This is a genomic window from Armatimonadota bacterium (assembly GCA_013359125.1).
Classification (GTDB): Bacteria; Armatimonadota; Fimbriimonadia; order Fimbriimonadales; family GBS-DC; genus JABWCR01.
The window spans coordinates 51,643-65,117 of the sequence record JABWCR010000003.1 but is presented as its reverse complement, the minus strand read 5'-3'; the positions used below and the strand labels follow the sequence as shown (position 1 = coordinate 65,117).

Annotated in this window: 11 protein-coding genes and 1 riboswitch; of the genes, 3 read left to right on the top strand and 8 right to left on the bottom strand. The window is 59.5% G+C overall.

The features are described 5' to 3' along the window. Window positions 1-7: 7 nt before the first annotated feature. Window positions 8-454 (bottom strand): hypothetical protein, encoded by a 447-nt coding sequence (locus tag HUU60_02415; GenBank protein NUL81561.1) that lies wholly within the window; start codon window positions 452-454, stop codon window positions 8-10. Between the two features lie 76 nt (window positions 455-530). On the opposite strand from HUU60_02415, the gene HUU60_02410 reads away from it, so the two are divergent. The 3 genes from HUU60_02410 to HUU60_02400 are packed head-to-tail and all read left to right on the top strand — an operon-like array spanning window position 531 to window position 3,255. Next, a complete protein-coding gene (locus HUU60_02410) occupies window positions 531-1,538 on the top strand; it encodes an NAD(P)-dependent oxidoreductase (GenBank protein NUL81560.1) in 1,008 nt (335 codons plus the stop codon). A gap of 18 nt (window positions 1,539-1,556) precedes the next feature. Next, a complete protein-coding gene (folK, locus tag HUU60_02405; GenBank protein ID NUL81559.1) occupies window positions 1,557-2,033 on the top strand; it encodes a 2-amino-4-hydroxy-6-hydroxymethyldihydropteridine diphosphokinase in 477 nt (158 codons plus the stop codon). Then, window positions 2,014-3,255 carry a type II secretion system F family protein gene (locus HUU60_02400; GenBank protein ID NUL81558.1) on the top strand — a complete coding sequence of 414 codons (1,242 nt, stop codon included), beginning with the start codon at window positions 2,014-2,016 and terminating at the stop codon, window positions 3,253-3,255. The genes folK and HUU60_02400 overlap by 20 nt, the downstream gene beginning before the upstream one ends. Before the next feature lie 214 nt (window positions 3,256-3,469). Here the strand turns inward: HUU60_02400 and HUU60_02395 are convergent, their stop codons facing one another. The 7 genes from HUU60_02395 to HUU60_02365 form a co-directional block, all read right to left on the bottom strand. Further along, window positions 3,470-6,937, bottom strand: coding sequence for a hypothetical protein (locus HUU60_02395; GenBank protein NUL81557.1), 3,468 nt, complete (start codon window positions 6,935-6,937; stop codon window positions 3,470-3,472). 352 nt (window positions 6,938-7,289) lie between these two features. Then, window positions 7,290-8,162 (bottom strand): ParB/RepB/Spo0J family partition protein, encoded by an 873-nt coding sequence (locus HUU60_02390; protein NUL81556.1) that lies wholly within the window; start codon window positions 8,160-8,162, stop codon window positions 7,290-7,292. Beyond that, window positions 8,140-8,910 carry a ParA family protein gene (locus HUU60_02385; GenBank protein ID NUL81555.1) on the bottom strand — a complete coding sequence of 257 codons (771 nt, stop codon included), beginning with the start codon at window positions 8,908-8,910 and terminating at the stop codon, window positions 8,140-8,142. The genes HUU60_02390 and HUU60_02385 overlap by 23 nt, the downstream gene beginning before the upstream one ends. A 27-nt stretch (window positions 8,911-8,937) precedes the next feature. Further along, complete coding sequence (gene flgM, locus HUU60_02380) at window positions 8,938-9,228, bottom strand: flagellar biosynthesis anti-sigma factor FlgM (protein ID NUL81554.1); 291 nt, start codon at window positions 9,226-9,228, stop codon at window positions 8,938-8,940. Window positions 9,229-9,264: 36 nt separating this feature from the next. Next, window positions 9,265-9,358, bottom strand: a riboswitch (cyclic di-GMP riboswitch). A 115-nt stretch (window positions 9,359-9,473) separates the two neighbouring features. Continuing rightward, entirely contained in the window at window positions 9,474-11,267 is a 1,794-nt protein-coding gene (lepA, locus tag HUU60_02375) for an elongation factor 4 (GenBank protein NUL81553.1), read from the bottom strand. Window positions 11,268-11,282: 15 nt separating this feature from the next. Continuing rightward, complete coding sequence (locus HUU60_02370; GenBank protein NUL81552.1) at window positions 11,283-12,353, bottom strand: tetratricopeptide repeat protein; 1,071 nt, start codon at window positions 12,351-12,353, stop codon at window positions 11,283-11,285. Beyond that, window positions 12,343-13,467, bottom strand: a complete 1,125-nt coding sequence (locus HUU60_02365) for a shikimate dehydrogenase (GenBank protein ID NUL81551.1) — start codon at window positions 13,465-13,467, stop codon at window positions 12,343-12,345. The genes HUU60_02370 and HUU60_02365 overlap by 11 nt, the downstream gene beginning before the upstream one ends. Window positions 13,468-13,475 lie beyond the last annotated feature (8 nt).

Genomic DNA, 13,475 nt, shown 5'->3' with positions numbered 1-13,475 from the left:
AGCCGTTTTAGTCGAAGTAGGCCTTTACGTCGCTCCTTGTGTAAACATACCAAGCAATCAGACCAACTGCGATATACCTAATCCCGCGGAACATGTCCCCGCCGGCAGTCTCCGGCTCATTGCCTGTCATCATGACGTACACGAGTATTCCAAGCCCGTGCAGGCAAGCGATGGAGCCAAAGGTCTTCATCAAAATCAGTCCGAGCGGGTTGCGCATCAGGCTGTAGACTGAGCCGAATAGGAGGAAAAACCCCTCTAAGGATAGCAATAGGTAAAGCGCTCTGAATCGACCAAGGTTCTGTTCGCCCCCGATTTCAGTCAAGAATCGTGGATTGCTAGCGTCTGATCCCAACGTCAGATAGAGCGTCATTAGGCCGAGAAGCAATACGAGAACTCCAAAGACTATTCCTAACCCTCCGCACCCTAACAGCGCCAACGGCCTTTCCTTGTTCATGACGGAATTACTGTTCGACACTAAGTAACTCTGCACCTGCAGGATGAGAGGTCGTCTGCACGAAACATGATTAAGGATGAAAGTACTGGTAACCGGCGCGAGCGGACGGATTGGCGCGAACATTGTGGCTCGGCTCTTGAAGGAGGGCATGAGCGTGATCGCCGCCGTTCGCCCCCGGTCCAAACGAATAGGCAAACTGGCCGCTCTGCAGGGCGACATACAAGTCGTAGAGTGCGATTTGACCGACCGGGCGGGATTGGCCGCGCTGTCTGCGGGCGCCGAAGCCATCGTGCACAACGGCGCGCATTTGGGAGCGGGCGGGCCATTGATGCAGTTCGACGTTACGCTGGGCTCGACGGTAACGCTCTTAGAGTCCGCGCGCGACCGCGCGGACTTGAAGCGGTTCGTTCAGATCTCGTCCAGCATCGTCTACGAGGGGCCGACGGTGCGCGACGAGCCTCAGACAGAGGACGAGGCAGATTACCGCATCACTAGCGGACCATACGGCGCGGCCAAGATTTCGACGGAAAGTTGGTGCTGCATGTTTCATGCGCGATTTGGAGTTCCGACCACGGCGCTGCGACTTCCATTCGTTATCTGCGGCAAGGAGATTCTGGAGCCGAGTCCGGAGGCTTCGATCTTTGGCTTGCAGGGTCAGATCGGTCGGATGGAGGGTCGCTCTGACGCTCAGTCGTTTGTCAACGAGGCGAAGTCTGCCATTGAAACAGGCGCCGGGCTGGTTGCACCGTTGAACGAGGATGGCACGGCGCATTTGCGACATTGGTGCGACGTGCGGGACGCGGTGGAGGGCGTTTGGCTGGCTTTGACCAAGGATGAGGCGACTGGCGAAGCGTTCAACATCATGAGCCGTCCGATGGACTTTGGCGAGGCCGCCGAAACGCTTTCGGATCTGACGGGGCTGACGGTGGCGCGATTGAAGCATCCGGATCAGTATCGGTATCGATTCGGCCTGGAGAAGGCCGGGCGCTTGCTGGGCTATTCGCCGCGCTACGACGGTCGGACGATCGTGACGGACGCCTATCGCCATTGGAACGGGCAGGACATTGGCGTGATCGCGACCTAAACCGTGGCGACGGCATACTTGAGCCTGGGCAGCAATTTGGGCGACCGGCTGGGCTATCTGCGCCGAGGGCTTAGGGAGGTTCGTCTGCTGGGGACCGTTCTAGCGTCGTCTTCGGTCTATGAGACGGCGCCTGTGGGCGGCACATCTGACCCAAGGCCATATCTGAACATGGCAGTTCGCCTAGAGACGGAATTAAGCCCCGAGGGGTTGCTACTGGCTCTAAAGAGCGTCGAGAGCAGGGTCGGGCGGAAGGACTCGACCAAAAACATGCCGCGGGAGCTCGACATCGACCTTGTGCTTTACGACCGTTTGGCGCTGAAGTCGGAGCGGCTGGAGATACCGCACCCTCGGATGAAGGAGCGGCGATTCGTGTTGGAGCCGTTGGTCGAGATCGAGCCGGACCTGGTTTTGCCCGACGGCGCGAAGGCGATAGATCTTTTGAGCCTAGTACTAGATCAGGAGGCGGCCAAGATCGATGCCGACGTTTCGATTTGAGGGCGTAACGCCGCAGGGGAAGAAAGCGCAGGGTTCGATCCAGGCCGAATCGAGGGATGAGGCGATGCGTCGGTTGTCGGACGGCGGCGTAATGGTTCAGATATTGTCCGATACGGTCGCTCCGGTTGCGCCCTCGGTGCAAGCGACAGAGAGGCGCCCTTGGGCCGATTCGGTTTTATCGCACAAGGACTTATCGCTCTTCTTTGCACAGTTCAGCGCGACGATCAAGGCCGGGATGGGCGCGGCCCAAGCGCTGACGCACTTGTCGCAATCGGTGAGAAACCGGGCGCTAGCGCAGGCGTGCCGTTCGATGGTTCACGAGGTCTCCACAGGCCAGCGGATCAGCGAGGCGATGGGGCGGTTTCCGAAGCTCTTCCCCGAGTACGTTATAGGCACGGTCCGAGCGGGCGAGGCAGCCGGCTATTTGCCCGATGCGATGACGGAGCTGGCGGACTACAACGAACGATGGCACAGGCTGCGAATATGGTACTGGATTCCAAAGCTGGCATTGTGGAACGCGGTACTGATCGCCCCGTTTATCGCAATATCGACCAAGGTGTTCTTGGACGGACTTGCGGCATACGGCGAGGATGAAAATTTGGGCGTGTCTGGGGCGTTGGGCAAAGCATTTAAGCCGCTGTTTTGGAAGTTCATCATGCCTCTTTGGGCGGCCGTGCTCTTTGCTTGGGTGGTGTGGTCTTTTGCGCTGCGTTCGGCATTGGAGCCGTTGCGGGCAAGGGCGGCGTTGGGACTGCCGATCATTTTCGGGTATGGGCGGTATACCCTGGCAAACTCGCTGCGGGCTTTCCTGAATCATCTGGAACGGCTGTACGAGGCGGGGCTTGCGCCTTCGACCGCGTGGGATTTGGCCGCAGGCGCCGTGCCGAACCAGTATGTCGCCTCTCGACTAAGAGCGATACAGACCGGCGATCGCAACCTGAACGTAGCAGAGGCGGCGCGGCAGACGGGGCTGTTTTCGGAAGATCTGATCGGGGTTTTGAACACGGGCGTGTCAACGGGCGACGTGCCGGGGATGATCGGGCGTATGGCGCGATATTACGAAGAGGAGGCCGGGAATCAATATGCAATGACAAAACCCGGCGTATTGCGGTTAGGGCTGTTGATACTCTTGATCTCGTCGGGTATCGGCATGATCGGCCTTGCGAACAACTACTTCGGTCGGATTTTCGATGCGGTCGAGGAGTTCATGGGGACGAGGTGAGGCGAGGCGAGGGCAACGGGCAGCCCCCGCGACGCCGCGCGCCATGCGGCAGGCCTCCGGGTTGCGAGCGAACGAAAGGGCTCGGCCATTGCAGATGGCCGGGTTCCCTAAGCTAGTTTGAGCCCTATAGAAAAATGGAAGGCACAAACTCCTCTTTCCCTCGCCGCAGCAAGGCGGATCGGGAGAGAGGAGTTTGGCTCGCGTAGCGCCGTCGCTAATGCGGTTGCGGCTTGTGGCGCTGGCTCTTCTCGTCAGGCTGGTTCCACAGCTCTGGTTGCAGATACGTGCCGCGGAACTCGGCAGGCTTGGCGACCTCGGCAGGCGCGCCATAGCGCAGCACGAAGCGATCGTTGCGCACACCTTTCACTTCCCAAGAAACTCCGACGTGCGGACGGTTGGTCTTGATTAAGAAGCGGTTGTCTTGGATTTGTCGCGCAACTCTTGCCATGGCGAAGTCTGCGTCGTCCACGATGGTCAGCGTGTAGCGAAAGTCGCGGTTGACGGCTTCGAAGTAGTCTGGAAGGGCGACCCAAGCTTCGCCGTTGGCATCGGTGGTTACGTTGCCGCTGTAGACGTTCATGGGGTCCGGGCCTTCCGAGCAGTAGTGCATCAGGTAGCTGTTTTCTGGGTCGAGCGGGTGGTCGATCACGAACGACTTGGTGCCAGACGCTCCGAATCGGCCCTGCGCCCATACTCCATAGCCGGTAGAGCTTGTCGACCGTCCGTAGACGCCGTAATTCGTGCCGGAGCCCGATGTGGCGTATCCGTACACTCCGACGCCTCCCGTGCTAGCGCTAGTGCCGTATACGCCCCAGGCGAACGTGGACGACGCGCCCGACGCGACGTTGGCCCCGACAAGCGCGGGGCTGTCCGGCGAAGCGGTCGTGAAGCGTCCCCCAAAGCCGACGAACCCGGTTGTGGCGGTCGATTCGCCCAGAACAACGGTGCGGTCCGAAACGCTGCTGGTTACATGGAGCTGGCCCGACGGGGATCCTGTATTGATGGCGATGCGGCCGCTGTTGACCGTCATGATCCCCGCTGACACTTTGCCCAGCGATGCGCCGTCCGAAGCGAGCATGCCGTTGACAACGCCGTTGGAAGCGATGGAGTACTGGGTCCCCGCGAGGGCCAGTCCGGCGCCGGCGGTAAAGGGACCTTGCCAGGTTCCGACGCCGTTGGCGTCCGCCATTAGCGCTTGCCCCGCAATGGCGGAGGTTCCCAATCGCAAACCGGTCATTTCCGCCGTGCCGTTGTCCATGACTTTAAAGAAGCCCGCCGGGTAAATGCCGGTTTGGACAAAGGTTCTGAAGGACAAGTCTTCGGTTGCCGAGAAGCTGGATCGCCCGCCCGCGTAGGGGTTCCCGGTGTGCGTCAAGACGTTAAACGAGTCGCCGGTATAGCGGAAGGTATAAACCGTTCCGGCGGCGAGGTTTGGAGCGGAGCCGATAGATATGGGAAAGGCTTTCCAATCGTTCACCGAACTGTTGGTGTCGATGACGTAGTTGCCTGTGAACAAAAGGGCGCCTCCGGTGCCTTCTCCAAGATAAATCCTGAGCGTGGCGTTAATGATGCCGCTGGCGCCGTTGGGGTTGAACTCCACCTTTACAAGCGGTCCGGTTAATCCGGCTGTAAAGGATTGCCAGTGATCGACCAGGACGCGTCCGTTGTTGAAGTTGGCCAGGGACTGGTCGAGCGTTTCTGTGCCCGAACTGGCTTGGGTGGCAACATGGAGCGGTCCTTGAGGCGAATTAGTTCCGATGCCGACTCGACCGTCGTTGTAATAGATGTTGGATCCGTTGGCGAGCCAATAGATGCCCGAAGGGGCCTGCCAGGTTCCAACGCCGTTGGCATTGGCCGTCAGCACGTAGCCGGCCGTGGCCGATGCGCCCATTTGAAAGCCGCTCACTTTTGCCGTTCCGTTGACTTCTAGCTTAGCGGTCGGGCTCGTCGTTCCGATGCCGACGTTTCCGCTGTTTTCAAGCAGGACGAGGCTGTCGGCCGCTCCAAAAACGGAGAGCCTTAGACCGCTGGCGTAGACGGCGCGGATCGAAGCGTTGGTGTCGCCGAGGTACAAACGCGCCGTCTCGCCGCTAGCGTCATAGCCTTGCGTTCCCTGAACGAGAGCATTGCCGATCACGGCGAGCTTGTGTCCCGGAGAACCCGTTCCAATGCCGATGTTGCCGCCGGAGTTGACCATGGCGCCTCCTGAGACCTTGTTCAGCGAGCCGGCGTCTGAGAGAAGTTTGGCCGCGCCGACCGAGTTGGCAGCGATGGTTGGGTTAGGATAGGTTCCTGTGAGATCGCCTCCCGCCGACGCGCCATTCATGATGAAATCGGGAAGGGCTTGCCATGTGCCGTTCCCGTTCGCATCTGTCGTCAATACGCGGCCGGCTGTAGCGGAGGAGCCGAGTTGGAAGGCGGTGACCCGCGTAACGCCCTCGCTGACGATCAGGTGGCCTGGCGCGACATATCCATTCGTCACGTAGGTCCTGAACGTAAGATCGACACTGGGATTGAAGCTCGATCGACCGCCGCCGTAGCCCGACCCTGTCACGAGGTTGATCTGGGAGCCGACGGTAACGGTCATACGGCATGTGTAGACGTTGCCGGAGGTGACGCTCACCCGACTGGCGAGGGGGATGTCGAGCGGTTCCCATGTGAGTTGCGTGCCGGCAAAGTTGTAGACGCCAAAGTAAAGCTCTTGTCCGCTTGTGCCTTCGCCTTGATAGATTCTCATGTGGACGATCGCATTGTTTCCTGGGACGCCATGCAGAAACTCCACTTGTGAAAGGAGCCCGGATATTCCGGCGGTAAACGATTGCCAGACTTCGACGGCTCCTACGCTGCTAGTCTGCTGAGTCTGCGATTGGTCCAACGTCGTGGTCCCGTTGTTGCCCGTCTCGACGTGCAAAGCGCCTTGGGGCTGGTTGGTGCGAATGCCCACGTACCCATCGTTGTACCAAATGTTTGAACCGTTGGCTTGCCAATACGTTGGAACCGTAGGAATGGCTTGCCAACTGCCGACGCCGTTGGCGTTCGCGGTTAGAACATGCCCTGCGGTCGCTGAAGTGCCGAGATGGAAGCCCGTCATCTTGACGGTACCGACAACGTCGAGCTTGGCGCTAGGCGCAACGGTGCCGATACCGATGTTGCCGCCGGATGCGGCGGCCGCGCCGCCGGAGACTTTAACCAGCGACGAAGCATCGGAAAGCAGTTTGTTGGCGTCCACAGCGTTGTTCGCAATGAGCGGATTGGGATAGGAGCCGGTCAAGTCTCCGCCGGCCGAGCCGCTTGGCGGCATGCTGGCGGGTGCGCCAACAATGCCGCTCCATGGAGCGTTGAAAGCATAAAGGGCATAGGGCGCTAAGGCGATCTTGACTCGCGGCGAAAGCACCGTTCCGTTCACCTCGACTTCCAGCCATCGGTCGGCTCCGACAAATGCCGACGCCCCAAAGTCGAGCGCGACCGAGAAAAGGCCGTTGGCGACGGCTAGGCCGTCGAAGTCGGCTGTCGATCCGATCTGGTCGTTTCCGGCGGGCGAGCCAAAAAGCTTGAAAACCATGTGAAAGCTACCGTTGGCAGGGCTGCCGTTTTCACGAAGTTGGCCTTGATAGGTAAACGGCTGAGCCGAAAGCGAGAGCAACGTTGAAAGCGCGGCCAGCGCTAAAGTCAGAATCTTCATCGCGATCTCCTGTCAAGCAGTTTTGTGGTTTGAGGCGTCGGATCAAGCAGACAGTATCCCTGCGGAGCGCACTATATGGGTCGCTCTGCCGCCGCGTTACAAAACGGCCAAAACCTTCGTGCAAGCATGGGCATCGCTTCTGGCTCCGGTTAGAACGGATCCGCGAGGGCTCCATAAGATGGTCCGACAACCAAAAAAATATACCATAACGCGCCTCGTTCCGGATTTTATGCTACAGATCGAAAAAATCCCGTTCGCGCAGCTCCGTTTCTTCTGCCAGGCGGGAGCCTGGCGTTCCGGGAAAGCGGTCCGGCGCCAACAGGCTCGGTTTTGCGCAAAGGCGCCTCTCTGCTTAGAGGTTGGCCAGGCCGTCCGGCGCGAGGAGGGAGACGAGGCGGTCAAGGTCTTCGTCCGAATAGAATTCGATCGTCAGCCTATTGATGCCGCCGGGGCTGGAATGGATGCGCGTTTTGTAGCCCAACGCCAGCGAAAGCTCGCGCTCCAGAGGCGTCTCGACAGGGGCGGGCGGTAATGCCTCGGTATAGCGAGAGCTCATCGAAACGGCCATGCGCGGCTTCGGCTTTTGGCCAAACTGCTCGGTCGCGGCGCTCACGCTCAGGTCTTTCTCGATGATCATTTGGAGCGCGGGGTCTTGCCGCTCCGGTTCCAGCGAGAGCAGAAACTTAGCGTGGCTCTCGGTGATTTTGCCCTCTATCAGCGCTGCTTGAGCGTTTTCCGTCAAGTTCATCAGGCGAAGTTTGTTGGCAACGGTCGATCGTTTTTTGCCGACTTTGACCGCGATTTGCTCTTGGGTCATGCCGTGGCGACGGATGAGCTGATAGTAAGCTCGAGACTCTTCCATCGGGTTGATGTCTTCTCGCTGGACGTTTTCGATGAGGGCGAGCGCGAGAGAATCGTCGCCGTCGGATTGGCGCACAATGGCCGGCACGGTGGTTTGTCCTGCAATTTTGGCCGCGCGCATGCGGCGTTCGCCCGCGATGAGCTCGAAACGGTCGTCGGCGATTTGTCGAACAATGATTGGTTGCAGTATGCCGACAGATCGAATGCTTTCGGCCATTTCTTGAAGCGATTCGCCATCGAAGGATTGTCGCGGTTGCAAGGGGTTTGCGGCGATTTGGTCGAGCGGGATCTGTCGGACGCCCTGGTCTGCGGCGCTGGTTCCTAAGAGTTCTGAAAGTCCCTTACCCAATCCTCGACGTTCCAAGTTCTGCGACCTCCTTTGAAAATTGGACATAGGCTCGTGCTGCGGGCGATTTTGGGGCAAATACGACCAATGGTTGGCCAAAACTAGGCGATTCGCTTGCTTTTATGTTGCGCGGGATTGCTATTTCGGACACTTTCTGTCCCAAATAGGCTCGAATCTCCGATTCGACGTGTTGGGCAAGCTTGGTGCGCGGGTCTCGCATGGTTAGGAGCGCCTTCCAGATCGATAGGTTGGGGTTGATCGACCGGGCAACGAGGTCTACGGTTCGAATCAGGCTGGCCAGGCCTTCCAGTGCATAATATTCGCACTGAATAGGTACGATCAGGCCATTGCAGGCCGCCATCGCATTGATGGTCATCAGGCTTAGGGAGGGCGGCGCGTCGATGACGATCCAGTCGTATTCGGGTTTTACGGCGTTGACGAAGGATCTTAGGCGAAGTTCTCTTTCGGGTTGGTTTGCCATGATCACGTCAAATCCGGCCAGGTCGATGCTGGCGGGGGATAGGAAGAGGTTTTCGATGGCGGTGGCGACTATGGCCTCTTTGGGTTCGGCTTCGCCGGTCAGCGCCTCGAACAGGGTGGCGCCTTCCTTTTTGGCTCCGACCCCGCTGGTGGCGTTGGCCTGGGCATCGGCGTCGATAAGCAGCGTTTTGTAGCCGAGGGCCGCCAGTCCCGCGGCTAGATTGACAGCCGTGGTGGTTTTGCCCACCCCGCCCTTTTGGTTGACGACGGCGACTATATGAGCCATGCCGTCCGATATTGTACCGGAGCGGGCTTACTTGATTCGGTCGGCCAGGGCGCGTCGCACGATGGCATCGGCCACGGCTTTGGCGTCGACGGTGTATTGGCCCGATTCGTAAGCGGCTTTCAGCTCGGTTACGCGTTCGTCTCGGATGTCGGGCTGGGCTTTGACTTCGGCCAAGACTTCCTTGACCAGTTCGGCATCGTCGGTCAGGGTAACGGCGTCGGTGGTCGGTGGCGTTACGGATGCCAGGTCGATTGAAACTTCGCCTTCGGCTTGGTAGAGGCGGGCTACGTTTCTCGCCTCGTCTATCGATATTCTCATCTTGCTGCCCCCTTGCGCGGCTGTCGCGCAGTTTGGGCAGGCAACCCGGCTGTCTGCTTCCCCTGTCTTGAGGCTTGCAGACCCTTGGGCTTTGCGTCGCCGCGTCGCCGCGACTTTGCCTTTTTCTGCCTGGACGCATCGTGGCGCCCTCAATCTAATCTTGATTGTTGGCCGCTGGGCGATAATTCTTTAGGGCTGTCTTGACGAAAAGTTCGAGAGCCTGGCAAAGTTTCCTGCCGTCGTGCCTATTCGCCCACTTTGAGCACGCTGAGGAAGGCTTCTTGGGGTACTTCGACCGATCCGATCTGCTTCAGCCGCTTTTTGCCCTCTTTTTGTTTTTCCAGCAATTTTCGCTTACGAGTGATGTCGCCGCCGTAGCATTTGGCCAGCACGTTTTTGCGGAAGGGGCGAATGGTCTCTGAGGCGATGATGCGCGCGCCGATGGAGGCTTGTATTTTGACCTCGAACTGTTGGCGAGGGATGACTTCTTTGAGCCTCTCTGTAAGGGCGCGGGCGCGAGGGTAGGCGCGATCCTTGGGCGTGATGAAGCTGAGCGCATCGACCGGCTCGCCGTTGACTAGGATGTCGAGCTTGACCATCTGTGCCTCCTGGTAACCGCCGATCTCGTAATCGAATGCGGCGTAGCCTCGGGTTTGGCTTTTTAGTTGGTCGTAAAAGTCGAGCAGAATTTCGCTGAGGGGAAGCTTGAAGTATAGAATGGCTCGGGAGGGCACGGGGTACTCCATGCGAACGTACTCTCCGCGGCGGCCCATACAGAGCGACATGACGGCACCGATGTATTCGGCGGGCGCGGTGATGGTGGCATTGACGAAAGGCTCCTCGATTCGGGCAATGGCTGTGGGGTCGGGAAACTCGTTCGGATTGTCGATCTCTTGAACTTTGCCGTCCGTGCCGTGCACTCGAAAGAGAACGCTGGGGGCAGTGGCGATCAAATCGAGGTTGTATTCGCGCTCCAACCGCTCTTGTACGATCTCCATATGAAGCAGTCCGAGGAAGCCGCATCGGAATCCGAAACCGAGCGCGGCGCTGGTGTCGGGCTCAAAGGCGATTGCGGCGTCGTTCAGCCGCAGTTTTTCGAGCGCCTCTCGCAGGTCGGGGTATCGATCGCCTTCTACGGGGAAGAGGCCGCAAAAGACCATCGGTTTGGCTCTTCTAAAGCCGTCGAGCGGTATCGAGGCCGATTTGTCGGCCGAGGTGATGGTGTCGCCGACCTGTGCGTCTTTGACCGATTTGACGCTGGCGATGACATAGCCGACTTCGCCAGTGTGGAGCGCTTTGGCGGGCACCATGCGAGGGGTGAAGTAGCCGACTTGGGCGACTTCGAATTCGGCGCCGGTCTGCATAAAGCGTATCTTTTGCTTGGGTTTGATCTCGCCGTCCATGATTCGGACGTAGGCGACGACGCCGGTGTAGGAGTCGTAGTGGGAGTCGTAGACGAGCGCGCGCAAGGGGGCATGGGCGTCGCCTTTGGGGGGCGGTATTCGCTCAACGACGGCTTCTAAGATTTCACGGATGCCGATTCCTTGCTTGGCGCTGGCTAATACGGCGTCTTCTGCGCTGAGGGCGAGGGCGCTCTCGATTTCCTCTTTGACGCGCTCGGGCTGGGCTGCAGGCATGTCGATTTTGTTGATGACGGGGATGAGCGTTAGGCCTTGCACCATGGCGAGGTTGGTGTTAGCGATGGTTTGCGCTTCGACGCCTTGAGAGGCATCGACGACGAGGAGGGCGCCTTCGCAGGCGGCGAGGCTGCGGGAGACTTCGTAGGCAAAATCGACATGGCCGGGCGTGTCGATGAGGTTGAGCTGGTAGGTTTTGCCGTTCTGTGCAACGTAGTTCAGACGGACGGCGGTCATTTTGATGGTGATTCCGCGCTCTCGCTCCAGGTCCATGGTATCCAGCATCTGGTCGACGCCTGCGGTTTGGGCGCCGGTGGCCTCGATGATCCGGTCGGCAAGGGTGGACTTGCCGTGGTCGATGTGGGCGATGATGCAAAAGTTTCGGACGTTCCGCTGGTTCATGGAGCGGGCGAGATTTTACCTGTTTAGCGGCAGCCCGGCAGGATCGATCGGCGGGTCTTGGGCGCTCCAGTTGAGTCCGGATCCCCAGAATAGGGTTGCCGGGTCGAGAAGCGCCAGACATTCTTCCAGATTGAGCTCGCGGGGGTCGGGCAAGGGTTGGGGCGGGCGGTGAACGACGGCGCTAAAGGCGACTTCTCCTCCGCGCTCGGTGGATGGGGCGAGCGCCATGAGGCGAACGGCATTGGCTCCGGGCACGTTTTGGAACAGGCCGCGCGCGATGGCAATGGCGGTCTGGGCCACGCGCTGCTGGCTGAGTATGCCGGAGGAGACGGAGTATCGGGCGCTCCAGACGCCGGCGATTCCTTCTTGCGCCACCCAGATGGTGGGCGGCGCATCGGCCATAGCGGCCGCGATTTTGGCGGCGGCATCGGCCTCGACGGGAGTCATCATGGGCGATGCCACCACGTTCAGAACGGGGGGCGGCTCGATCTGGGTTTCGTTCGGCGGGCTGTTTTTCGGCTGCGGCATGGATTGAAGCGGGACCGGTTCATTTTGAGCCTGAACGGAACTGCGACCGGCCAAGTAGGATGCTGCAACGAGTCCGACCGCGAGGATAGAGAAGAGGGCTGCGGCCCACGCTTTGCGTCCCGGCGCGCCTGCCCGGGCTTGATCGGCGGACTTTTCCAAGGCTTGTTCGGCCTTGACCGCTTCTTCGACCAGTTTAGACTTTCGCGCTTCGTCCAAGAGTTTTCTGTACTCTTCCTTGTCGGGGTTGAGTTCGACGACCATCTCGTACCATTGGATGGCTTGGTCGTATCGCTTTTGGTCGAGGCAGATGTCGCCTAATAGGACGTGCGTCGTTTCGTTGTTGGGGAATTTGCGAAGGATGCCGATGCAGACTTGTTCGGCCGATTCGAACTGCTTGTTGTTGCGCAGCCGGTTGGCTTCGGCGATTTCGGGATAGACGGCCGCGTCAGAGCCTTGCGCATAGAGGGCGTCGGTCGAATCGTTCTTGACGGCCGCTCCGCATTCAGGGCAGAAGGCGGAGGCGTCTGGGATGTTGGCGAGGCATTTGCTACAGACCATGGGCGGTGGCGGCGGGCGCGTTCGCGGCCTCTTGCACGATTTCTGCTCGTCCTGCGTTGCGGCGAATTTGGTCGATCTGTTCGGGGGTTACGGCCTTTTCAAAACTTCTGAAGCCTGCGAGTTTGAAGCCGTGTTTGGCGGCCAGGGCGGATATGGCGTTTGCCTGGTCTGCCGTAACCTCTTTGCCCAGGGTGAAGCTTTCGATTCGGCCTTCTAAGGCAAGAATCATGGTTTCGGACATACAGGCATAGGCGGTTTTGGGCGGGAATCCGAAGTTAAAGTTGAACTCGACGTCTCCTGGAACGGCGATGACGCCGCCTTCGATAACGAGCACGTCGTTGCGCTCCTGGGCGACGCGCACCGAGACATCTCGGGGCCGGGCCACGTCGCAGACGACCGCGCCCGGTTTAAGATGCTCAGGGAAGATGACGGCATCGACTGCGCTGGTTACGGTGATGAGGATGTCGGCTTGGGGCAGAGATTCGGCGGGATCGGTGCTGACGTCGATCGAGCCAGAGGCCAAGGGCCGGAGGCCCAAGGCGATGGTTTCGAGCCGGCCGTGGTCGCGTCCGACCAAGATCGTTCGAGCGGCCTTCGGACATAGGATTTCGGCGCAGGCTCGGCCGATGGAACCGGTTGCACCAACGATCGCGACTGTAGCATGGTTAAGGGGCGTGCCCATCAGCCTTGCGCCTTCTATCGCGCCTTCGATGGCTGTGGCGACGGTGTAGCTATTGCCGGTTGTTACGGCGATGTCGAGGTTAGAGGCGACGGTGATTCCGCCGTCTCCGACCACAGAGGTGAAGGCTCCCAGCCCTATGATTTCTGCGCCAAGGCTCTCCGCCATTCGTCCGCACTCTATGATCTTTTCGTACACGAAGTCGAGGGGCAGTTCCATCATCATCTTGGGAGAGAGGGGGCACCCGATGAACCAGCCTTCGGTTTCTGCACCGGTAACGGATCGCACGCCGGTAATCTGGGAGACCTGCATGGGCGCTTTGCGCTTGAGGAGGCTTTCGACCCACGATTCGGGCAGGTATTTGGCGATGGGGTATTTGCGGGCCACATCGCGCTTGGCGTCGATCGGATGAATGACGAAGGCGAACCGGTGCATCGGGGTTA